Raw genomic sequence first — 22266 nt, 5'->3', positions numbered from 1 at the left:
TTCACGGAATCATCAGTCCGCCGTCGACGGCCAGCGTCTGTCCGGTGATGAAGTTCGCGCCATCGCTGACGAGAAACACCAGCACGGGTGCCATCGACTTGTCCGGATCTCCGAGCCTGCCTCCTAGCGGAACCTGCTGCGCCATCATGGCGTCGTGCGCTTCCAGTTGCGCGCTGTCGAGCCGCGCACGGAATTTCTCGTACATCGGCGTCCACATCGCGGGCGCCATGGCGTTGACCGCGATGCCGTATTTGCCCCACTCCTTTGCGGCGGTGCGCGTCCAGCCCAGCACCGCGGCCTTGGATGCCGAATAGTGCGCAAGCCCCGGGAGGCCCATCACGCCAGCCGCCGAGGCGAAGTTGACGATGCGCCCGCCGTGCTCGCACAGCCAGGCGAATGCCGCCTGATTCGTGTTCAGCGTGCCGCGTGCGTTGACGTCGAACATCAGGTCCCACTCGTCCTGCGTGATCGCTTCTGCCGGCGCCTTGCGCTCGACACCCGCGATGTTGATGAGCGCATCCAGCCCGCCGAGGCGCGCGACCGCCACGCGGAAGACCTCGTCGACCTGGTCTCTCCGGCTGACGTCGCAACTGAAGTAGTGCGCTACCCCGGGGCCCGCCGCCGAAGCGTCCGCGGCGACGGTCCGACCTGCCTCGTCGGCCAGATCGAGCGCGGCCACGTTCGCGCCGGCCCGCACCAGCGCCTTGACGGCGCTCGCGCCTATGCCGCTGGCGCAGCCTGTCACGATCACGCGCTTGCCTTCGATATTCACGCCTGTCTCCTTGTATTCGCCGTGTTTGCGGCTGGTATGCACAGCCTGCGCGTCATTGCCCGAGCGGCCTCTCACGCGAGCTGCGCGATCCGCTCTCTCGCCTCGCCGATCAATCGCAGAGCGGATGCGTGGTGCCGGTGCCCGAGTTCGACGGGCGACTGACCCGCGCAAGCGCGCGCGTAGCTGCCTTCAAGCAGGATGCCGAGCTTGAACCGCGCGAGCACCACGTACCAGTCGATTGCGGACAGGTCCCGCGTGGTGCGCTCGCGGTAGTACTCGACCAGTTCACTCGCTGACGCGAAGCCGCGCCATGGCGTCACCCGTATCGTGCCGGCGCCCTGCCCGCTGGCGTCCGGCCACGTCGCGACCAGCCAGCCGAGATCGAGTAGCGGGTCACCCACCGTCGCAAGCTCCCAGTCGATGATCGCGGCCAGCTCGGCGGACCCTGTACAGAACATCACGTTCGCCAGATGGAAATCGCCGTGCAGGATGCCTGTGCGCGACGGTGCGGGCCGGTTTGCTTCCAGCCATTGCGCAACCTCGGTTACGCCGGGCAACGATGACGGTCCCGGCCAGCCTGCGTGAACCCGATAGTGTTCGAGCTGGCCGTGCCAGCGCGCAACCTGGCGTTCGAGAAAACCTTGTGGTTTGCCGAAATCGCCGAGACCTACCGCTTGTGGATCGACTTCGCCTAGTCGCAGCAGCGCATCGACCATCGAGCGACCCATTCGCCGCTGAATAGCCGGGTCGCGGTGCAGCTCGGGCAAGACCGCGGCCGATGCGTTGAAGCCGTCGATCGGCGCCATCAGGTAGAACGGCGCGCCCAGCACGTCGTCGTCCGTGCAGGACGCATGGAGTGCAGGATGCGGCACCTCAGTTCCGGCCAGCGCTGCCAGCACGCGCGCCTCACGCGCAATCGTCGCGCAGACCTCGGGCCTGGCGTGCAACGGCGGCCGGCGCAGCACGAACTCGCGCGCGCCGCGCGTGAAACGCAAAAGGATATTCTGGGTTCCACCGGTCAGCAGCCGTGCGCGGGTAATCGGACCATGCCCGAGCCGCTGCGCGTCCATCCACTGCACGAGCCGCTCGACATTCACCGCGCTTTGCCAGGCCTCGCGCGTCATCGTGCCGCTCCCTCCCCCAGCACCGCCGCGAATTTGCGGTGCGCGGAGGCGGCGGCCGTCGGCCGGTGGTACGCGGGAAACATCTGCTCGCACGGCGCGTAGTCGCGCAACACCTGCTTCGCCACCGTCACCTTGTGAACCTCGGTCGGCCCATCGGCCAGCCCCATCTGAAACGCACGCGAGATCATTCCCGCGAACGGCATCTCCGACGAAGCTCCAATCGACCCGTGCACGTGCAGCGCACGCGCGGCGATGTCGTGCAACACCCTGGGCATCGCGGCCTTCACGGCGGCAATGTCCTTGCGCACTTTCTGATAGTCCTGGTAACGGTCAATGCGCCACGCGGTGCGCATCACGAGCAGGCGAAACTGTTCGAGTTCGAGCCACGAGTCGGCGATCTTCTCCTGCACCATCTGCTTGTCGGCGAGCGCGCCGCCCTGCGTATGGCGCGACAACGCGCGTTCGCACAGCGCATCGAGCGCCTTCTGCGCGAGTCCGATCGTACGCATGGCATGATGGACCCGCCCGCCGCCGAGCCGCACCTGCGCGACGACGAACGCCTCGCCGGGCGCACCGAGCATCTGGTCGTCCGGCACGCGGACATCTTCGAACGCCAGGTACGCGTGCGTCGCCTCCGGCTCGTCGGCCATGCCGACGTTGCGGATGATGCTCAAGCCGGGCGTGCCTGCCGGCACGATGAACATCGACATGCCCTTGTACGCCGACACTTCGGGATCGGTGATCGCCATCACGATGAAGAAGTTCGCATAGCGCGCATTCGACGCGAACCACTTGCGTCCGTTGATCACCCACGCGTCACCGTCACGCACCGCTCGGGTCGTGAACACCTTGGGGTCGGCACCACCCTGCGGCTCGGTCATCGCGAAGCAGGACACGATGTCGCCGGCCAGCAGCGGTTTCAGGAAGCGCTCCTTCTGCGCCTTGGTGCCGTAATGCGCGAGAACTTCCGCGTTGCCCGAGTCCGGCGCCTGGCAGCCGAACACGATCGGCGCGAATAGCGCGCGACCCAGAATCTCGTTCATGAGCGCGAGTTTCACCTGCCCGTAGCCAGGGCCACCCAACTCGGGGCCAAGATGGCAGGCCCACAGCCGGCGCTCCTTGACCCGCTGCTGCAAAGGCTTGACCAGCGCCTTGAAGGCCGGATCGTGGATATTCCACGGGCTGCCCAGCACGTGTTCGAGCGGCTCGACCTCCTCGCGTACGAACTGGTCGATCCAGTCGAGTTCGGCCTGAAAATCGGCGTCGGTTTCGAAGTCCCAGGACATACGGTTCCTTTGTCAGGTTCGGGCTCAGGCGAGCAACATGCCGCCGTCGAGCAGCAAGGTTTGCCCCAGCATGTACGCCGAAAGCGGCGAGGCGAGAAACAGCGCGCCACCGGCCATGTCGGCGGGCGTGCCCAGACGCCCGAGCGGGATACGGCGCAAGGCCGCGTCAAGACGCTTCGGATCTGCAGTGGTTACGCGCGTGAGCTTCGTGTCGACGAGGCCCGGCGCGATGCCGTTCACGCGAATGCCATCGCGCGCCCAGGCTTCCGCCAGCGTGCGCGTAAGTCCAAACGCACCGGTCTTCGACGCGTTATAGGCGGGATTGCCGCGCGTCGAGTGAAACGCCGCGGCCGAACTGACGATGATCATCGCGCCGCGCGCCGCCTTCAGCGCCTCGAAGCAGCGATCCGCGCACGCCATCAGACTCGTCAGGTTAACGTCGAGCACCTTCCTGAACTCAGGCGCCTTGAACTCCTGGCGGTCGTAGAGCACGGTGCCCTGCGCCTGGACCAGTACGTCGAGCGAGGCGAACGGCAGCACACAGCGTTCGACATTGGCTGCGTCGGAAACGTCAACCTGGGCATAGTGCAGGCCCGTCAGGCTGGAATCGGGCGAGTCCGCGTAGTCGGATGCGCTACGGCGCGTGCCCCAGACATGGACCGTGGCGCCGCGCTCGAGAAACGCACGCGCAATGCCGTTACCGATACCGCTCGATCCGCCGACCACCAGGACCGTCTTGCCCGAGAAGTCCAGTTCGTTCATTCGGTTTGTCTCCGTCGCGCCTCGTGCGACAGGTCAGGCGCAATTGCATGACCATGCGGACGCGCGATATTTGATACATTTTTCTGTAATGTGTTCATATGCTAGATTCGGATCGAATGGCGGTCAACTGCCATCAAAGGGAAATAGCTAAAAACAGTGCGGCTCCTGCCTACTCACGTTGTTGTCGAGTGCACACCGGCGCTCACTCATCGCACGATGTCCCGCACACGAACGGCCGCTTGCCAGGGCATTTACCGAGTTACTGTTCACAATCGGCCGATAGAATGAATTTCTGAATCTGAAATTCCCCTCCGATCCTTTGGCCATTGCCCCACAAGCCGGGCAATTCGTTGCGGCATGCAGGCCAAACCTCCAAGGAACCCGTCGATGTCCCTCCCCGACTCATCGCGTGGCGCCATACTCGAACTCACCGAATTCCGCACAGGCTGGCGCAACGTGCTGGTGGCCATGCTCGGTCTCGGTGTCGCGGCCAATGCTTCGATGCTCTACGCGTTCGGCTCACTCGTGATTCCATTGCACGACGCATTCGGCTGGAGCCGCGGCGAGCTGCAACCGGCAATCAGCTTTCTCTTCGGCGGCGCGGTGATCGGTGCGCAGCTGGTGGGCTGGCTCAATGCGCGCTACGGCATGCGCCGGGTGACGATGGTGTCGCTGCTTGCGCTATCGGCCGTGTACGCGCTGATGCCCTTGATGGGACGCTCAATTGCCTGGCTTTATCTGATGTGCGCGTTGCTGCCCGTCGCCGGGATGGGCACGATGCATATCACATGGACGCACCTGGTCAATCTCTGGTTCGAACGCAATCGAGGCCTCGCGCTCGCCGTGATGCTCTCAGGCACCGGCTTGTCGGCCATGTTGATACCGTCTGCCGTCACGTCGGTGATCGGGCGCTGGAACTGGCAAGCCGCTTTCCTCCTGCTTGCGATCCTGCCCGTCGTACTCGTGTTGCCGCTCGTGCCGCGGTGGATGCAGACGCCCGAAGAAGAACGCACTTCGGCCGCGCAGCGCATGACGCGCGCGCCGCAGCGTCCGGGGCTCGTCTTTCGCGAAGCGGTTCGATCGAGGCGCTTTTGGGCGCTGAATGCCGGTCTGTCGATGGTGGTGGCGGCCACTGTCCCGATGGTCAGCAACACAGTGCCCCTGTTGCGGGACAAGGGGTTGTCGGCGGCGGACGCTAGCCACATTTTCGGCAGCTTCGGCATTGCCCTGATCGGCGGCCGCCTGATCGTGGGCTATCTGATCGACCGTTTGTGGGCACCCGCCGTGGCGGCTACCGCCCTCGCGATGCCCGCCCTCGGCTGCCTGCTGCTGTCGACCACCGGCGCCGAGCAGACGGGCCTGCTCGCGATAGCGACGCTGCTGGTCGGCGCCGGCGCGGGTGCGGAGTTCGACATCGCGGCCTATCTGGTCGCGCGTTACTTCGGCATGCGCGATTACGGGCGGCTTTTCGGCGTACACGTTGCGCTGATCACGCTCGCCGGCGCACTGTCTCCCTGGCTTTTCGGCTACCTGTACGTACTGACCGGTTCGTATGCGGTGATGCTGGAGATTTGCGGCACGGCATACCTGCTTGGCGCGCTCATTCTGCTGCCGCTCGGCCGCTATCCGAAGTTCGATGTCCTTTACCAGGCCTGAACGCAGGCTGTCCGGACTCCGAAGCGTCTGGACAGCCTGCGTTCATACCGCGCGGCGCTCCCCGGTTTCATCACATGCGGCAAAGTATTCGGCCATCAGCGCCTCGCGCTGCTTCTCGACGGCCGCCAGATTGCGTTCCTTCACGTGGCCGAATCCGCGGATCGCGGCGGGCAGTTGTGCCAGGCGGATCGCCACGTCACGGTTCGCGGCGGTCAGCGAAACACAGAACTGATCGACGAGGGCCATGTACTCGCCGATGAGGCGCCGTTCTGTACGGCGCTCAGCCGTCTTGCCGAAGACGTCCCATACTGTGCCGCGTGCAACCTTCAGCTTCGCCAGCACGCGCAGCATCGGCAACACCCATGGTCCGAAGCGCTGCTTCACGAGATGCCCGCCCTCGTCCCTTCGTGCGAAGAGCGGCGGGGCGAAGTAAAAGCTGAGCGCATAGTCCTTGCCCGGCTCGCCCTCGAACTGCGCGCGCAGCTTGTCCTTGAACGCCGGCGCCGCGTAGAGGCGCGCCACCTCGTATTCGTCCTTGTATGCCATCAGTTTCGCGAGATTCTGCACGACTGCGCGGGTGAGCGGCAACGACTTGCCGATCGCAAGCGCCGCCTCCTTCGCACGAATACGCTCGATCACGGCCAAATAGCGCGCTGCGTAGTTCGCGTTCTGGTAATCGGTCAACCATTGCGTATGGTTTGCGATCAGCGTGTCCAACGCTTCAGGTAACCGCAGCACGATCGCCTGCTGCGCATCGCGCTGCCCGGCAGCGCGCGCTGCCGCGTCCGCGCCGTGCTCGGCCACGAAGCGCCCCCAGTCGAAGGCGAGGCGATTTTTTTCGACGGCTACGCCGTTGAGTTCGATCGCGCGGATCAGGCTCGCGTAGCCGAGTGGCAGCCAGCCCTTCTGCCATGCGTAGCCGAGCAGCAGCGGATTGGCGTAGATCGTGTCGCCTAGCAGCGTGAGTGCGAGCTGGTTCGCATCGATGAACTCGCAGGCTTCGCCGATATTCTCGCGCAGCAGTTGTTCGGTCTGCGCGCCCGGGAACGTCCAGTCGGGATTCTGGACGAACCCGGCGGTCGGCGTCGCGCCGCTGTTGATCGCGGCGCGCGTGATGCCGCGCCGCATCTTCGACAGCGCCTCCGCCGATGCCGACACGATCGCGTCGCATCCGATCACAAGGTGCGCTTCGCCCGTGCCGATCCGCGTGGCGTGCAGGCCGGCGGGCGTGGGCGCGATCTGTACGTGGCTCGTCACCGCACCGCCCTTCTGCGCGAGTCCGGCCATATCCAGCACGATGACACCCTTGCGTTCGAGATGCGCGGCCATGCCGAGCAGGCCGCCGATCGTCACGACGCCCGTGCCGCCCACGCCAGCCACAAGAATGCCGTACGGCCGGTCAGGCACTTCCGGCCGCGGCTGCGGCAGTTGCGCGAAGTCGGGCAACGGTGCTGCTGCCCCCGCGCCGGAAGGCTTGCGAGGCTGTGCACCTTCCGCGGTCGTGAAGCTCGGGCAAAACCCTTTCACGCAGGAAAAGTCCTTGTTGCACGAGGATTGATTAATCCTGCGTTTGGTGCCGAGCGGCGTATCGAGCGGCTCGACCGACAAGCAGTTGGACTGCACAGAACAGTCGCCACATCCCTCGCAGACCGCATCGTTGATGAAGGCCCGCCTGGCGGGATCGGGATACGTGCCCCGCTTGCGCCGCCGACGCTTCTCGGTCGCGCAGGTCTGGTCGTAGATCAGCAGCGTCGTGCCGGGCGTCTCACGAAGCTCGTGCTGGATCGCATCCAGACGGTCCCGATGGTGCACACCGACGCCCTCCGGCAAGCGCACGGCCGGGGTGTACTTCTGCGGCTCGTCGGTCACGATGACAACGCGCGCCACGCCTTCCGCGACGGCCTGAAACGCGATCTGCGGCACGCTCAACACCCCGTCCACCGGCTGTCCGCCCGTCATCGCCACCGCGTCGTTGTAGAGGATCTTGTAGGTGACGTTCGCGCCTGCAGCAACCGCCGCGCGAATAGCAAGCGAACCGGAATGAAAGTAGGTGCCGTCCCCCAGGTTGACGAACACGTGTTTCTCGCCGGTGAAATGCATCTGGCCGAGCCATGCTGCGCCTTCGCCACCCATCTGGCTGAACGTCTCGGTCCTGCGGTCCATCCACATCGACATGTAGTGGCAGCCGATTCCGGCGAGCGCACGCGAGCCTTCCGGGACCCTCGTCGACGTGTTGTGCGGGCAGCCCGAGCAGAACCACGGCGGACGCTCCGCAGCGAGGCGCGGCTGCGCGGCGTCCCTCTCCTTCTCCTCGATGACGGCCAACCGCCCGGCGATGCTCGCGGCAACCCCGGGCGGCAGATCGGTCTTCGCCAGCCGGCGTGCAATCGCTTTCGCGATCAGCGCCGGCGACAGTTCGTGATGCGCCGGCAGCAACCAGTCGCCTCGCGGCACCGACCACTCACCGCCTTCGTTGTCGCGCTCGTCGAACTTGCCGTAAATCTTCGGCCGCACGTCCTCGCGCCAGTTGTAGAGTTCCTCCTTCAACGCATATTCGAGGACCTGGCGTTTTTCCTCGACGACCAGGATCTCCTCCAAACCCTGCGCGAAGTGGCGCGCGTCCTGCGCATCGAGCGGCCACACGCAGCCGACCTTCATCACGCGGATGCCCACGCGCGCACAGGTTGCATCATCGAGCCCGAGATCGAGCAGCGCCTGACGCACGTCGACATAGGCCTTGCCTGCCGTCATGATGCCGAAGCGCGGGTTCGGCGCATCGATCACGATGCGATTGAGCCGGTTCGCGCGGACATATGCAAGCGCCGCGTACCATTTGTGATCGAGCAGACGCGTTTCCTGCACAAGCGGCGGATCCGGCCAGCGGATGTTGAGACCGCCGTCCGGCAACGGGTAGTCATCGGGCATCCGGATCTGCACCCGCTCGGGGTCGATATCGATCGAAGCGGTCGATTCAATCACATCGGTCACGCACTTCATCGCGACCCACAGGCCGGAGTAGCGGCTCATCGCCCAGCCGTGCAACCCGTAGTCGATGTACTCCTGCACGCTCGACGGATACAGCACCGGAATGCCACTCGCGATCAGGGTGTGCTCGGACTCGTGCGCGACCGACGACGATTTCGCACCGTGATCGTCACCCGCGAGCACGAGCACGCCGCCGAGCGCATCCGTGCCAGCGGAGTTCGCGTGACGGAGCACGTCGCCGCTGCGGTCGACGCCCGGCCCCTTTCCGTACCACATGCCGAACACGCCGTCATACTGCGCGCCAGGCCACAGATTGATCTGCTGTGTACCCCACACCGCGGTCGCGGCGAGATCCTCGTTGACGCCCGGCTGGAACACGACGTCATGCTCGCTCAGATGCTGCTTCGCATTCCATAGCGCGAGGTCGAGGCCGCCAAGCGGCGAGCCGCGATAGCCGGAAATGTAGCCGGCCGTGTTCAGGCCGGCGCGCCGGTCGCGCTCTTTCTGCAACATCGGCAGGCGCACAAGCGCCTGCGTGCCGCTGATGTAGACGCGCCCCCGCTCGAGCGTGTACTTGTCGTCAAGCGTAACGGCGGCTAGCTCCGCCGCGTGCGAAGGCGATACTGGCGCATTCATGACACTTGTCCCCGATAGATGTTTCGGGTCAGTATAGAGACGCCGGTTTGGCCGGTAAAACCACAAATACGCAAGCCTCGCATCCGAAAAACGCATGGCAAAAGACATCACCCTGAGACAGCTTCGCTACTTCATCGCCGCCGCGCGCGCGGGACAGTTCTCGATGGCGGCCACGAACGAGCACGTGTCGCAGTCCGCTATCACGAACGCAGTCATCGCGCTCGAACAGGCGCTCGGCACGAAGCTCTTTGACCGCGGTGCACACGGCGTCACGATGACGGCCGACGGCCACGACTTCTATCATCACGCGCGCCACGTCCTCGACTCGGTGCGGGACGCGATGCACAAGCCGCGCGCTGACGCGCGCGCGACCTCCGGGACGGTGCGGATCGCCGCCTCCTATGCGGTGCTCGGCTACTTCCTGCCGGAGCTGCTCGCGCGGTTTCGCGCGAGCTTTCCTGCCATCGAACTGGATCTGCGCGACATGGATCGCGCCGAAATAGAAAATGCCGTGCTGGACGGCACGATCGATCTCGGCGTCACGCTCGTATCGAACACAGCGAGGCTCGAGGCGTTCGAACATCGGGTCTTGATCCGCTCGCGGCGCCAGCTCTGGACCGCGCCCTCGCATCCGCTTGCACGCGCCGCGAGCGTGTCGCTCGCCGACATCGCCGCGCATCCGTACATCCTGCTTGCCGTCGACGAAGGCGAGACGTCGACGACGCGCTACTGGCAAGCGAAGGGCTTGCAACCGAATATCGCGTTCCGCACAGGGTCGATGGAGGCGGTACGCGGGCTGGTCGCAAACGGCTTCGGTGTGACGGTGCTATCGGACATGCTCTTTCGGGCATGGTCGCTCGACGGCACGCGCATCGACGCGCGCCCGGTCGTGGATTCCATCCCGCCCATGGAAGTGGGCCTGATATGGCGCCCCGGTGCAGCGCTCGCGCCTGCCGCCCACCAGTTGCGGCACTTCCTCATCCAGGTGAACAGCGGCGAAGCGGACTAACAGGCTGTTGAAATTCTCCTGCGAGGGCTCCCGCAGAAAATAATCGACCTCATAAAACGCTGTACAAGCCGCTCGCGGAATCTCGGTAAGGGGTAGACGACCCCTAAAAACCGTCTGTGAACACCCCTCTGAACCGTTTTTCAACAGCCTGCTAAGGAGCCCGATGCCGCATGGCGCACGCCAGTCACCGGCTCCCATCGGCTAGATCAGCGCCGGCTCCACGCCGCCCCTCAGGTAAGCCGCGCCGCCATGCTGGGCCCGCGCGCCCGGCGCTCTAAGCGCCGCAGCATCGTTGCTGCCAATCCGGAACACCGCCACCGTGTTGCGCAGTACGCCGGCCTGCTCTTCGAGCGAATTCGCCGCTGCCGCCGCCTCTTCGACGAGCGACGCGTTGCTCTGTGTGGCTTTGTCGATCTGTGCGATCGCCGTGTGAACCTGCTCGATGCCGCCGCTCTGCTCCAGCGCCGCGGCCTCGATCTCGCCCATGATGCCGGTCACGCGGCCCACGGCTTCGCGTGCATCTTCCATCGTCCGACGCGTATCCTGGACCAGCATCGTGCCCTGCTCGACGCTCGCGCCAGATTCCGCGATCAGGTCCTTGATCTCCTTCGCAGCCGTACCCGAGCGTTGCGCGAGACTGCGCACCTCGGATGCCACCACCGCAAAGCCGCGTCCCTGGTCGCCAGCGCGCGCTGCCTCGACAGCCGCGTTCAGCGCGAGGATGTTGGTCTGGAACGCGATGCCCTCAATGATGCCGGTAATTTCCGCGACCTTGCGAGACGAAGTCGAAATCTCGTTCATCGTCTCGGTCACGCGCGTGACGAAATCGGCGCCGCGCGTCACCGTATCGAACGCACCTTGCGCGAGGTGGTTCGCCTGCTTCGCGCTGGCGGTGTTCTGCTTGACCGTCGCGGACAGCTCTTCAAGGCTCGCCGCCGTCTGTTCGAGCGCGGCGGCCTGTTGCGACGTACGGCTCGCGAGGTCCGCGTTGCCGGCGGCGATTTCGCTCGCGCCAAGCGCGATCGCATCGGTGCTACCGCGCACGCCCGACACGGTGTTCGAAAGCGCCTCACGCATATGCATGAGCGCGGTCAGCAACCGGCCCAATTCGTCGCGCGAGCGCACACGCACATCGATCGACAGATCGCCGGCCGCGATGCTTTCGAAATGGCGGATTGCCTGGTTAACCGGCTTCACGATCGATGCCGTCACCCGTACGCTTGCAGCAACGCCAATCAGAACGCCGAACGCCGCGAGTATCGCGAATAGCACCAGCGCATAGTGAAAGCGTACGACGGCGGAGTCGGCGTCCCGGTCCTGAATCTGCGTCTGGTACTGCTCAAGTTCGTCGATTGCCTTCGTGTAGGCTGTGTAATAGCGCGCGGCCGTTTCGCCCTCGATCGAGCGGAACGTGTTGAAGTCGTTGTTGACGAGCGCCTTGTGTTCCGGTTCGAGCACCTGCTCGACGAACACCGTACGCGCCTGTGCGGCGGCCCGCGCAAGACGCGCCTCCTCTTCGCTGTCGAACGGACCGTTGGCGTACGCGCGAAACGCTTCGTTCGACTCGTTCAACATCTGATGCGCTTGCGCCAGCAGCCCATCGGTCGATTTGCCACTGCCGAACAACGCCTCCGTCTCGGAGCCGCCCAGATCGACCCGCACCCGCAGCAGTTGTTCAGAACTGGACTTGAGCGACATCATCGCCAACGAACTGCGCCGCGCGTCGCGCAGGCTCTCGTTGGTCAGTTTAAGCACGCCGGATGCAACGGTGATCACCATCAGCATCAGCCCAATAAAGATGACGACGAAGACCGTTAATCGACCGCGGATAGTCCGATTTTTTAGCATGATTGTTCCGTAGCGTATCAACCGGCACTATCGGCTTGGGCCGGAGACGGTTGCATAAGGGATATCCATGACCAGGCAAAACTGTCGTCCACTTGTGTCTCGTGCCACGGAAGGAGGGTCAAGACGCGATTCGCAGCCTGCCAACACCGAACCATCACGGATACCAGCACTAACGTTAGTTGTTTAGGATAGCTTATTTCATTCTGTAAAAGTCAGCGCGGTTAGCAGTGCCCTGCCAGGAAGCGGCTAGTGGCGAATCTGCGTCTCGTCGCAGTGTGCCGTCGTCAGGTTATCTGGTTGCTCCCGGAAGTGCGCATACCTTTGTTCCGGTCTTTCGTCGTCAAGTTCCCCGCCCCGCCCCCCCTGAAACCTGTTTTCGCAAGACTTCTTCCAACTTCGTTCTCACGGTGAGACGTTTTGATCGATTACGTAACCGGCTTGCGCAATACGCGAAGAAAAATCGCCCGGGACCAAAAACGTACACATTTATTCAAATTCTGTCTACCTGTGTATCACCCTGACAGGTTCCAAAAGCCCGTGGTCCATGCGACGTCTGTTTGACAGATCGTCAAACGCATGAAACGGACTGGCACCCGCCTTTATTGAGCGACGCGCTGTACGGCGCGTCGAATCAGGATGTTGCCGCTAGCTCACACAGATTTTCACTTGGCGCAGAGTATCCGGGACCGTTTGCAACTCCGGTTATCCCTGGCCCGATAATACTGAACATATTCTGTACATGTGTCTATAATTTCGCGAACAACCGATCGCCCGTGGCACCGCGCGCTGCCAGCACGGACTATCCCACGAGCGCGTCGCTCGCCGCGCCGGAACCAGGAGACCTCATGCATATCGATCTTCGCAACAAGCGTGTCATCGTCACCGGTGCGTCGCGCGGCATCGGCCGCGCGATCGCACGTGCATTCGCCGCGGAAGGTGCGCGCGTTGCGATCTGCGCACGCACCGCCGCCGACCTCGAAGCCGCCGGCACAGACCTTCAGTCACGCGGCGCGGGCGATGTGATCGCCCGCGCCGTCGACGTCACGGACACGGCCGGGGTACGGCAATTCGTCGAAGACATCGCCGCTCGCTGGGGCGGCATCGACGTGCTGATCAACAATGCCGGCCAGGGACGCGGTGGAAATCTGGAAACCCTGACACCCGAGCAGATTCTCGAACACGCGAACGTGCTGCAAATGGGGCACTTCCGTTTCGTGCAGGCGGTTGTGCCGCACATGCGCCAGCAGCGCTGGGGACGCATTGTCGAAATCAATGCACTGGCCGGCGTGGTGCCGACGCCGGACGGCATTCCGTCGGTGGTCAACCGCGCAGCCTGCGTCGCGATGTCGAAGTCTCTCGGCATGTCGCTCGCCAAGGACAACATCCTCGTCAACACGCTGAACATGGGCTGGATCGATACCGGCCAGTGGGACCGCCACTACCGGGAGATGCCGCCAGGATGCTCACGCGAGGAATTCGACCAGATGGTGCTGAAGGTCGTCCCGCTTGGCCGCTTCGGCAAGCCGGAGGACGTTGCGGGGATGGCGCTGTTTCTCGCTAGCGATTACGCCAGTTTCATCAGCGCGGCGTCGATCGACATTGCCGGCGGTATGGGCGGGCAAATCGCCTACTATCCGACGCTCAAGCGCGACTTCTACGAGTCCGTCAAGGCGCGCAGTGCGGAACCGCACACCGAAGCGGGCTAACACGCGCTGAGTGCGCCGGGAAACATCGCGCCGCGCGCGGTCCGCTTTGCCAACCCTCTCGACGGAGACTGACTTGCAACCTGCCTCGATATCCCGGACACCTGACGAACGTTGGGGGTCGTCCGCGGCGCGAATTTCCGCGCAATATCCATCGGCCCGCTATGCCTGGTATGTGATTGGCGTGCTGTTCGTCGTCACGCTGATGTCCCAGATGGACCGGCAACTGCCGTCGCTCGTTGTCGGGCCGCTACGCCGGGAGTTCGGCATCTCGGACACCGCGTTCAGCCTGCTTCAGGGCTATGCGTTCGCGGTCTTCTACACGCTCGCCGGGCTGCCGCTCGGACGCCTCGTCGATCGCGGCAGCCGGCGCAACCTGATTTGTGCGGGCCTGCTGTTCTGGGGCGTCGCCACCGCGCTGTTCGCATTCGGTCAGACCTACGCGCAGTTACTGCTCGCGCGTATCGGCGTGGGCATCGGCGAGGCAGTGCTGGCGCCGGCCGCGTATTCGCTGATCGCCGATTGCGTCGCACCTGCCCGGCGCGGCCGCGCGCTCGCGGTCTACTACACGTCGCTCGCCATCGGCTCCGGCACATCGTTGCTGCTCGGCGGCTGGCTGCTTGCCGTCATCCCCGCCGCCGGTATCACGATCGCTGGATTCGGCAACGTGCCGGCCTGGCGCGTTGCCTTCGTTGCCGCTGCGCTCCCCTCGTTGCCGCTCGCGCTGATGATGCTCGTATCCGTGCGCGAGCCCGTGCGCCACGAGACCACGCCTTCTGTCGCTGCCGAACGCGCGGCGTCTGTGCGCGAATTTGCGCGCTATCTACACGCCCATGCTGGCACGTTCGCGCGCGTTCTGACCTATCCCGCACTCCTGTCGGTTATCGGCTATGGTGCGCTCGCGTGGGCACCCGCGCTCTTCGCGCGCAGCTTTGGCATGCCCCCTTCGCATTCGGGTCCGCTGCTCGGCCTGATCGTCGCCGTTGCGGGCGCTACCGGCACGCTCGCTAGCGGCGCGTTGAGTGACCAATGGGCCGCGCGCGGCGTCGGGGCAGCCCGGTTTCGCGTGGCGCTGGCCGGAGCGTGCCTGTTCGCCGTCCCTTCCGCGTTGTGGCCGCTGATGCCGAATGCGCCGCTCGCGTTCGCGTTGCTGTTCGTCAACGTGCTCGGCCTGTCGATCGCGCAGGCCGCAGCCCCAACGTCGATACAGGCCGTCGTGCCAAACCGCCTGCGCGGTCAGGCTATCGCACTCTATCTGCTGCTCGCGGGACTGTTAGGAATCGGCCTCGGCCCGACCGCCGTGGCGCTTCTGACCGAGCATCTCTTTCATCAGGATGCTGCGCTACGCTATTCGCTCGCGCTGACTGCCGCTCCCTCAGCGCTGCTCGGTCTCTGGCTGATCGGCTCCGGGCTGCGGCCCTACGCGCGTACCTACGCTGCGCTGCATAGCGCTTCGCACTGAATTCGCGGCGGCGCGAGCCCTATGGGCTTAGCCGCCGCGAAGACCTGCACGATACGCAGCCGCTCACGCAGCGTTACCCGGGATGCCGAGCCGTCCAGCGCGGCGCGTGCTCGCCAGCACACGCTTCGCCCCAATCGTGTTACGCAGCACGCCGATTCCCTCGATCTCCGCTTCAACCGTATCGCCTGGCTGCAAAAAGCGGCCGTCCTCGAGCCCAACGCCGCAAGTAGAGCCGGTAAAGATCAGGTCACCCGGTTGCAGCTGAATGCGAGCGTCGACGTAGTTGAGCAGCTCGTCGAGCGGGAAAATCATCTGGTCGGTCGTGTCGCGCTGGCGTTCTTCGCCGTTCACGCGCAGCCTTACCGTAAGGCGCGGCTGTCCCGCCCCGCCGAACTCGTCGAGTGTCGCAATCCACGGACCGACCGGCGCGGTACGGTCGAGCGCCTTCTGCGTAAACAGGTCGAGCGAACCCAGCAGCTTGCCGGCGTCGCGTGCACTGATGTCGTTGCCGACAGTGAACCCTAGCAGGCACGCGCTTGCCTGCGGCTCCTCGGCGAGCGACCGGGCTACGACAGCGACCAGTTCGACCTCATAGTCGAGCTGTGCGGTCACGGCCGGGTACTGAATCTCACCGCCCGGATCGACGAGCGCCGAAGACGGCTTGATGTAGGCAATCGTATGAGGCGGCGCCTCCTTGCGGCCCAGCCTCGTCAAATGCGTCAGATAGTTGAGCCCGACGCCGAACACGCGCGCACCGGGATGCACCGGCGGACACAGCTGCAGAGCGACGAGCGGCAGGCGCGCGCCATCCAGGTCGAGCGCCGCTTCACCGTGTTGCGCGAGTGCCTGCGCCCACACGTCGAACGGTGCACGAATACGGCGGACGCACTGTGCGACGTCGTCCACCTGCGCCCAGAACGCTTCGCCCGACGCGTCACGCACTCTGGCAAGTTTCATCTTTTGCTCTCCGTTTGACGATATTCGTATTTTTTTTTGCCGGCGGCATCCCTCTGCGAGGCACCATTGCGGGGTTCATTACATGAACATAATTACTAAATATGTCTCAAATGTAGCATGATTCGCTTCGGAATTCGCCTCCTCGACTGGCGATCAGACCGCCCGAACAAAGCGATTTCGCTGGGGTAAGCACCATGAACGAAATCATGGAATTTGATCTATTCTCTATTCAGAATACAGATCCATCTCTTAGAATAAGCTCGGCACGACATCGAGACGGCGCGCGCCTTGTCCTCGCGAGACAAAACCGAGGTACCCGCACGGCGCCCTACGTCCGCCCGAATTCAACAGACCGCTACGTCCAGGTATGAGAAAAAGCACCGCAGCCGCGCAGAAATCAGAGTCAGCCGAAACCGCCCCAGCAGCAGGGATCGCACACGAACCCCGCAAGAACGGTTCGACGAACGCCGTCATGGTCAAACCGGTGGCAAGCTCCATCCAGATCCTGCGTTACCTGACACAGACTGGCGCACCCGAACGCGCGACGGACATCGCGCGTCACCTCAAGATCAATCCCAGCACGTGCTTCAACATTCTTCGCACGCTGGTGGCCGAAGACGTGGTCGATTTCGATCCCCTCGCGAAAACGTATTCGGCAGGCATCGGGCTGGCGCGTCTGGTCGAGCAGCTCGTCACGCAAGGGCAGAAGCTGCAGCTCGCCGCGCCACTCATGCACGATCTCGCCGCTGAGTTTGGCGTCACAGTCACGCTATGGCGCCGGCTCGGCAGTGACCGTATCGTGCTCGTCTGCTCGGAATCGAGCCCGACCGATCTGCATATCGGCATGCCCGCCGGTCAGCGCCTCCCGATCCTCATGGGTGCGAGCGGCCGCCTGTTCGCCGCGAAACTTGATTTCACCGAGGAGCAGATGCGCACGGAATTCGCCAATCTGCGCTGGGTCCGACCCATGTCCTTCGACGCCTACCAGCGTGAAGTCAACCGGGCGCGCCGGCGAGGCTGGGCGAGCGACGATGGCTACTTCGCCACCGGCGTGCGCGCGATTGCCGCGCCGGTATGCGACCGCGCGGGCAACATCGTATTCACCGTGTCAACGGTGATGATCCGCGGCGACCGTGCCGAGGAACAGGTCGACGCACTGGGTGAAGCCGTACGCGAACTGGGGCAGCGGCTCGAATCCGTGCTCCTTTGAAAGCAGGCGCGCCAACCGTGGCGCCCGCAGGCCGCGGCCTCACCGCGGCCCGGCACACGTGCTGAAAACGCGCGCCACAACATTTTCCCGCCTACGCTCCTCCTGAGGGTCACCGTCATGCTCGGTGGTACGCCAGAGCCGCACCGCCGTCACCTTGAAAACAAGCCTGCGGCGCATGCGCACGCCCCCGCGGTTCGCTGCTGAACGATCTCCCGGTTAACCCTGGAAAACAGCCTTTTCCGCCAATAAAATGTACATAACTGTTGATTGTGTATAACTTATTATCTAGTATCTCAGGACACCCACCCACTTCCACTCGGCAATCTCTTGTGATTGCCACTAACACGGGGAACCCTGATGAAACTGGAAGACCTCATTCTCGTCAGCGTGGACGATCATGCGATTGAGCCGCCCAACGCATTCACCCGTCACATGCCGGCCAAATACAAAGGCCGCGAACCGAAGGTCGTCCAGCGCGGCGGCCGCGACGTCTGGGAATTCGAAGCCAAGGCAACGGGCTACATGGGGCTCAATTCGGTAGTTGGCCGTCCGAAGGAAGAGTACGGCATGGAGCCGCTCAGCTACGAACACATGCGTCGTGGCACGTGGGACATCAAGGCGCGCGTCGATGACATGAATGCGAACGGCGTGCTCGGCTCGTTGTGCTTTCCGACGTTCCCCGGCTTCGCGGGCCAGCGTTTTCAGGTGCACGAGGATCGCGGCGTCTCGCTTGCGGCGATCCAGGCCTACAACGACTGGCACCTGCACGATTGGTGCAACGCCGCGCCGGGCCGCTTCATTCCGCTCATGCTCGCGCCGTGGTGGGACATGCAAGCCGCCGCAGCCGAAGTCGAGCGCATGGCCAAACAGGGCGTGCATGCGCTGACACTCTCGGACAACCCGACTGTTCACGGCTATCCGTCGATCCACAACGACTATTGGGACCCGCTGTGGAAGGCATGCGCGGACAACGACGTCGTGATCTGCTGCCACATCGGCACCGGTGTGAAAGCGGCGCACGCATCGGACGAATCGCCGATCGACGCCTGGATCACGTCGATGCCGATCGCGATCTCGAACTCGGCGGCCGACTGGATCTGGGCGCCGATGTGGAAGAAGTTTCCCAAGCTGCGCATGGCGCTGTCCGAAGGCGGGATCGGATGGATTCCGTACCTGCTTGAACGCGCGGACTTCACCCACCGCCACCATCACGCGTGGACGATGTCGAACTTCGGCGGCAAGATGCCGAGCGACATTTTCAACGAGCACTTCATCACCTGCTTCATCGAGGACAAGTTCGGCCTGAAGAATCTCGATTCGATTAACCTGGACAAGGTCACCTGGGAGTGCGATTACCCCCATTCGGACTGCACATGGCCGAATTCGGCGGATGTGTTCTGGGAACAGGCATCGTCGCAGAACGTCTCCGACGACATCATCAACCGCATCACGCACCTGAATGCGATGCGCGAGTTCTCCTATGATCCGTTCGCGATCCTCGGCCGCGAGAACTGCACCGTCGGCGCGCTGCGTGCGCGGGCGAAGCACGTCAGCATCGAACCGGCATTGGGCCTTGGTGGCGCGGCGCCGGTGCGCGATCCGAACAAGCCGGTGACGTCGGGAGACATCAACCGCATGTTCGCCTCTGCCGACGCGCAGACCGCACTGTAGACGTCACCGTCGCGCAGCGAGACCACGATGTGGTGTCTGTGGACCTCGCTGCGCCCTTCGTCAAATGAGACCGAAGCGCCTGCCTCGCCGTCGGCGCCCGCGTACACGCGCCTTGATCGCACCATGTCCGTTACCGCATTTCGCTATCACCCCATTCCTCTGGATGACGAACCATTACGCAAGGAGGTGCGCGAGTTCCTTGCCGTTGCACTGCGCGACCGGCCGCCCTTGCGCCGCGCCGAATCGTGGATGGGCGCCGACCCGGCGTTCAGCCGTAAGCTCGGCGAGCGCGGCTGGATCGGCATGGCGCTACCGAAGCGCTACGGAGGCGGCGAAGCCGGACCGTTTGCACGCTATGTCGTCATCGAGGAATTGCTCGCCGCCGGTGCACCGGTATCGGCGCACTGGATTGCAGATCGCCAGAGCGGTCCACTGATCCTGCGCTACGGCACCGACGCGCAACGCGAACGGTATCTGCCGGCCATCTGTCGCGGTGAAAGCTATTTCTGCATTGGCATGAGCGAGCCCAATTCGGGTTCCGACCTGGCCTCGATCCGTACCCATGCGGAGCGTGCCGGCGACGGCTGGGTACTAAACGGCCATAAGCTCTGGACAACCAACGCGCACCACTCCCAGTACATGATTGCGCTGGTGCGAACCGCCGGGAAGACAGCCTCGCGTCACGAAGGCATGTCGCAGTTCGTCATCGACCTGAAGGCACCGGGCGTGACGATCCGCCCGATTCGCGATCTGGCCGGCGGCGAGCACTTCAACGAGGTCTTTTTCGACGATGTCGAGCTCGGGCGCGACGCGCTGATCGGCACCGAGGGCCAGGGCTGGGAGCAGGTCACAGCGGAGCTCGCATTCGAACGCAGCGGTCCTGAGCGTTTCCTGAGCAGCATCGCACTGCTGCACACGATGATCGACGCCATCGGCAAGCGGCCCGACGCGCTGCAGGCTCGCGAGATCGGCCGCCTTGCCGCACGCCTCTTCACCTTGCGGCAGATGTCGCTGTCGGTCACTGCGGAGCTTGCCGCGGGTCGCAATCCGGCGTGGGCCGCTTCCTGCGTGAAGGATCTCGGCACTGCATTCGAGCAGGAGATCCCAGAAGTGGCGCAGTTGCTGCTCGATGTCCCGCCCAGCACCGCGGGCGGCTCTGATCACGCGAGCGTGCTCGCCTATCTCATGCAGATGGCGCCGTCGTTTTCGCTGCGAGGCGGTACACGCGAAATCCTGCGCGGCATCATCGCCCGCGGACTTGGACTTCGGTAACGACCATGAAAGAAATTTTTGAGTCTACGATCGAGCGCCTGCTCATCGATACGGTCACGCCGGAACTGCTGCATCGTTGCGAAGCCGGCGAATGGTCGTCACCGCTGTGGAGTGCCATCGAGGAGTCGGGCTTCGCCGTCGCGGCCGCACCGGAGGCCTCCGGCGGCGCGGGCGCAAGCTGGGACGATCTGTTCGGTGTCGTGCGGGCAGCGGGCCGCTATTGCCTGCCGGCGCCGCTGCCCGAGACGCTGCTCGCGAATGCACTGCTCGGCGAGTGCGGACTCGATGCAATCAACGCGCCGCTCGGCATCGCCGGCAGTGGCTGTTTGACACTCGCCCAAGGCCGTGTCAGCGGCGATCTGGTCGATGTGCCCTGGGGGCGCGAAGTGCGGCATGTCGTGGCGATTGCCGGCACGAGCGAGCCCATGGTCGTCCTGCTCGACGCCGGTGAGGCGCAGTGCACGCAGCGTCTGAACACCGCGGGTGAGCCGCGCGACGAGCTGCGCTTCGAGCGCGCAGTGTGCGTGAGCTGCGCCCCGCTTCCGCCCGACCTTCAGCCGGACGTGCTGCACCTCGGCGGCGCGATGCTGCGCTGTGCGCAGATTGCGGGCGCCCTGCAGGCAATCGTCGATCTGACCGTTGGCTACTCGACCGAGCGCGTGCAGTTCGGCAAGCCCATCGCCTCGTTCCAGGCGCTGCAGCAGCAAATCGCCGTGCTGGCCGAACACGCCGCGGCCGCGGCCGTGGCCGCCGAATGTGCGTTCGCCAGCTCGCTCAACGGCGCTGGCTGCTTCGCGGCGTTGCCGATCGCTGCCGCGAAGATCTGCGCCGGCGAGGCGGCGAGCATCGGCGCTGCGATCGCGCACACGGTCCACGGAGCCATCGGCTTTACGCACGAACACGCACTGCATCTCTCCACGCGCCGGTTGTGGTCGTGGCGCAGCGAATTTGGCAATACCACCTCATGGGCGCAGCGGCTCGGCACGGCGATCTGCGCAGGAGGCTCGCCCGCGCTGTGGCCCGCGATCACCGCCGGCAGGCTCGACCGGCTCGCTCAGGCTAAAGGAGCCGCAGCATGACCGAACCCTTTCTGATCATCGAGCATGAAGGCGCCGTGCTGAGCGCCCGCCTGAACAGCCCGCAAACGCGCAATGCGCTGTCCGAGCCCGCGCAAATGGACGAACTGGTCGAGCTGTGCAACCGCGTGCGGCGAGACCGGACCGTCAAGGCGGTCGTGCTGACCGGAGAAGGTAGCGCGTTCTGCGCGGGCGGCAACGTGAAGGACATGCGCGATCGTGGTGGCATATTCGCCGGCTCGCCGCATGATCTGCGCGACAGCTACCGCAACACCATCCAGCGCATTCCGCTCGCGCTCTACGAGCTCGATGTGCCGGTAATCGCAGCGATCAACGGGCCGGCGATCGGCGCGGGGCTTGACCTCGCCTGCATGTGCGACATCCGGATCGCATCGGACAAGGCGCTGTTCGCCGAGAGCTTCGTCAAGGTCGGCATCGTGCCGGGCGACGGCGGTGCCTGGCTGCTGCCGCGCGCAATCGGCATGCAGCGCGCGAGCCTCATGGCGTTCACCGGCGAAACGATCGACGCCGCGAAGGCACTCGAGTGGGGGCTAGTCGCCGAAGTGGTACCCGCCGACCGGCTGATGACGCATGCGCTGGACCTCGCGCAGCGCATCGCCAGCAATGCGTCGCACGCGCTGCGGCTCACCAAGCGCCTGCTGCGGGAAGGCCAGCACATGCGCCTCGATTCGCTGCTGGAGATGTCGGCGGCATATCAGGCCCTTGCGCATCACACGCATGACCACCTCGAAGCCGTCAACGCGTTTCTGGACAAGCGCGCGCCGCAATTCACGGACCGCTAGCACGCGCTCCGTCCTTACACGAGACCGATTGAAT

General features: G+C 64.4%; 16 protein-coding genes. 9 read left to right on the top strand and 7 right to left on the bottom strand.

Annotated elements, in window-relative coordinates:
• Position 1 precedes the first annotated feature (1 nt).
• From D1Y85_RS16130 to D1Y85_RS16115, 4 genes are all read right to left on the bottom strand, one after another.
• Entirely contained in the window at positions 2-772 is a 771-nt protein-coding gene (locus D1Y85_RS16130; RefSeq protein WP_185219003.1) for an SDR family NAD(P)-dependent oxidoreductase, read from the bottom strand.
• Positions 773-843: 71 nt separating this feature from the next.
• Positions 844-1896, bottom strand: coding sequence for a phosphotransferase family protein (locus D1Y85_RS16125; RefSeq protein WP_124152076.1), 1053 nt, complete (start codon positions 1894-1896; stop codon positions 844-846).
• Positions 1893-3182, bottom strand: a complete 1290-nt coding sequence (locus D1Y85_RS16120; RefSeq protein ID WP_124152075.1) for an acyl-CoA dehydrogenase family protein — start codon at positions 3180-3182, stop codon at positions 1893-1895. The genes D1Y85_RS16125 and D1Y85_RS16120 overlap by 4 nt, the downstream gene beginning before the upstream one ends.
• 24 nt (positions 3183-3206) lie before the next feature.
• Positions 3207-3944 (bottom strand): SDR family NAD(P)-dependent oxidoreductase, encoded by a 738-nt coding sequence (locus D1Y85_RS16115; protein WP_124152074.1) that lies wholly within the window; start codon positions 3942-3944, stop codon positions 3207-3209.
• A 387-nt stretch (positions 3945-4331) separates the two neighbouring features.
• On the opposite strand from D1Y85_RS16115, the gene D1Y85_RS16110 reads away from it, so the two are divergent.
• A complete protein-coding gene (locus D1Y85_RS16110) occupies positions 4332-5600 on the top strand; it encodes an MFS transporter (RefSeq protein ID WP_124152073.1) in 1269 nt (422 codons plus the stop codon).
• Positions 5601-5642: 42 nt separating this feature from the next.
• Here D1Y85_RS16110 and D1Y85_RS16105 read toward each other — a convergent pair whose 3' ends face one another.
• Positions 5643-9221 (bottom strand): indolepyruvate ferredoxin oxidoreductase family protein, encoded by a 3579-nt coding sequence (locus D1Y85_RS16105; RefSeq protein WP_124152072.1) that lies wholly within the window; start codon positions 9219-9221, stop codon positions 5643-5645.
• 94 nt (positions 9222-9315) lie between these two features.
• Between D1Y85_RS16105 and D1Y85_RS16100 the strand changes: the two genes are divergently transcribed.
• On the top strand, positions 9316-10230 hold the full coding sequence (locus tag D1Y85_RS16100; RefSeq protein WP_124152071.1) for a LysR family transcriptional regulator: 915 nt from the start codon (positions 9316-9318) through the stop codon (positions 10228-10230).
• A 201-nt stretch (positions 10231-10431) separates the two neighbouring features.
• On the opposite strand, the gene D1Y85_RS16095 is transcribed toward D1Y85_RS16100, so the two are convergent.
• Positions 10432-12078, bottom strand: coding sequence for a methyl-accepting chemotaxis protein (locus D1Y85_RS16095; RefSeq protein ID WP_124152070.1), 1647 nt, complete (start codon positions 12076-12078; stop codon positions 10432-10434).
• An 845-nt stretch (positions 12079-12923) separates the two neighbouring features.
• On the opposite strand from D1Y85_RS16095, the gene D1Y85_RS16090 reads away from it, so the two are divergent.
• Complete coding sequence (locus tag D1Y85_RS16090) at positions 12924-13784, top strand: SDR family oxidoreductase (protein ID WP_124152069.1); 861 nt, start codon at positions 12924-12926, stop codon at positions 13782-13784.
• A gap of 73 nt (positions 13785-13857) precedes the next feature.
• A complete protein-coding gene (locus tag D1Y85_RS16085) occupies positions 13858-15243 on the top strand; it encodes an MFS transporter (RefSeq protein ID WP_246024940.1) in 1386 nt (461 codons plus the stop codon).
• A 63-nt stretch (positions 15244-15306) separates the two neighbouring features.
• Here the strand turns inward: D1Y85_RS16085 and D1Y85_RS16080 are convergent, their stop codons facing one another.
• A complete protein-coding gene (locus D1Y85_RS16080; protein WP_124152067.1) occupies positions 15307-16200 on the bottom strand; it encodes a fumarylacetoacetate hydrolase family protein in 894 nt (297 codons plus the stop codon).
• Positions 16201-16672: 472 nt separating this feature from the next.
• Here D1Y85_RS16080 and D1Y85_RS16075 point away from each other — a divergent pair, with 472 nt between their 5' ends.
• The 5 genes from D1Y85_RS16075 to D1Y85_RS16055 all read left to right on the top strand — a co-directional run bounded on the left by D1Y85_RS16075 (position 16673) and on the right by D1Y85_RS16055 (position 22232).
• Entirely contained in the window at positions 16673-17410 is a 738-nt protein-coding gene (locus tag D1Y85_RS16075) for an IclR family transcriptional regulator (RefSeq protein ID WP_124152066.1), read from the top strand.
• Between the two features lie 357 nt (positions 17411-17767).
• A complete protein-coding gene (locus D1Y85_RS16070) occupies positions 17768-19081 on the top strand; it encodes an amidohydrolase family protein (protein WP_124152065.1) in 1314 nt (437 codons plus the stop codon).
• Positions 19082-19204: 123 nt separating this feature from the next.
• The gene (locus D1Y85_RS16065) at positions 19205-20353 is read left to right on the top strand and encodes an acyl-CoA dehydrogenase family protein (protein WP_124152064.1); all 1149 of its coding nucleotides are present in this window, start codon (positions 19205-19207) and stop codon (positions 20351-20353) included.
• Positions 20354-20358: 5 nt separating this feature from the next.
• Positions 20359-21432, top strand: coding sequence for an acyl-CoA dehydrogenase family protein (locus D1Y85_RS16060; protein ID WP_124152063.1), 1074 nt, complete (start codon positions 20359-20361; stop codon positions 21430-21432).
• Entirely contained in the window at positions 21429-22232 is an 804-nt protein-coding gene (locus D1Y85_RS16055; protein WP_124152062.1) for a crotonase/enoyl-CoA hydratase family protein, read from the top strand. The genes D1Y85_RS16060 and D1Y85_RS16055 overlap by 4 nt, the downstream gene beginning before the upstream one ends.
• Positions 22233-22266 lie beyond the last annotated feature (34 nt).

The organism is Paraburkholderia dinghuensis (assembly GCF_003837865.1).
Lineage (GTDB): Bacteria > Pseudomonadota > Gammaproteobacteria > Burkholderiales > Burkholderiaceae > Paraburkholderia > Paraburkholderia dinghuensis.
Note: the sequence above shows the minus strand (reverse complement) of the source record. Positions and strands in the feature narration are given on the sequence as shown.

What these genes read in the sequence shown, in the direction of transcription:
- D1Y85_RS16055 (WP_124152062.1), top strand. Translation starts at nt 21,429, where the DNA reads ATGACCGAACCCTTTCTGATCATCGAGCATGAAGGCGCCGTGCTGAGC.
- D1Y85_RS16075 (WP_124152066.1), top strand. Translation starts at nt 16,673, where the DNA reads ATGGTCAAACCGGTGGCAAGCTCCATCCAGATCCTGCGTTACCTGACA.
- D1Y85_RS16090 (WP_124152069.1), top strand. Translation starts at nt 12,924, where the DNA reads ATGCATATCGATCTTCGCAACAAGCGTGTCATCGTCACCGGTGCGTCG.
- D1Y85_RS16065 (WP_124152064.1), top strand. Translation starts at nt 19,205, where the DNA reads ATGTCCGTTACCGCATTTCGCTATCACCCCATTCCTCTGGATGACGAA.
- D1Y85_RS16105 (WP_124152072.1), bottom strand. Translation starts at nt 9,221, where the DNA reads ATGAATGCGCCAGTATCGCCTTCGCACGCGGCGGAGCTAGCCGCCGTT.
- D1Y85_RS16115 (WP_124152074.1), bottom strand. Translation starts at nt 3,944, where the DNA reads ATGAACGAACTGGACTTCTCGGGCAAGACGGTCCTGGTGGTCGGCGGA.
- D1Y85_RS16125 (WP_124152076.1), bottom strand. Translation starts at nt 1,896, where the DNA reads ATGACGCGCGAGGCCTGGCAAAGCGCGGTGAATGTCGAGCGGCTCGTG.
- D1Y85_RS16095 (WP_124152070.1), bottom strand. Translation starts at nt 12,078, where the DNA reads ATGCTAAAAAATCGGACTATCCGCGGTCGATTAACGGTCTTCGTCGTC.
- D1Y85_RS16060 (WP_124152063.1), top strand. Translation starts at nt 20,359, where the DNA reads ATGAAAGAAATTTTTGAGTCTACGATCGAGCGCCTGCTCATCGATACG.
- D1Y85_RS16100 (WP_124152071.1), top strand. Translation starts at nt 9,316, where the DNA reads ATGGCAAAAGACATCACCCTGAGACAGCTTCGCTACTTCATCGCCGCC.
- D1Y85_RS16080 (WP_124152067.1), bottom strand. Translation starts at nt 16,200, where the DNA reads ATGAAACTTGCCAGAGTGCGTGACGCGTCGGGCGAAGCGTTCTGGGCG.
- D1Y85_RS16120 (WP_124152075.1), bottom strand. Translation starts at nt 3,182, where the DNA reads ATGTCCTGGGACTTCGAAACCGACGCCGATTTTCAGGCCGAACTCGAC.
- D1Y85_RS16110 (WP_124152073.1), top strand. Translation starts at nt 4,332, where the DNA reads ATGTCCCTCCCCGACTCATCGCGTGGCGCCATACTCGAACTCACCGAA.
- D1Y85_RS16070 (WP_124152065.1), top strand. Translation starts at nt 17,768, where the DNA reads ATGAAACTGGAAGACCTCATTCTCGTCAGCGTGGACGATCATGCGATT.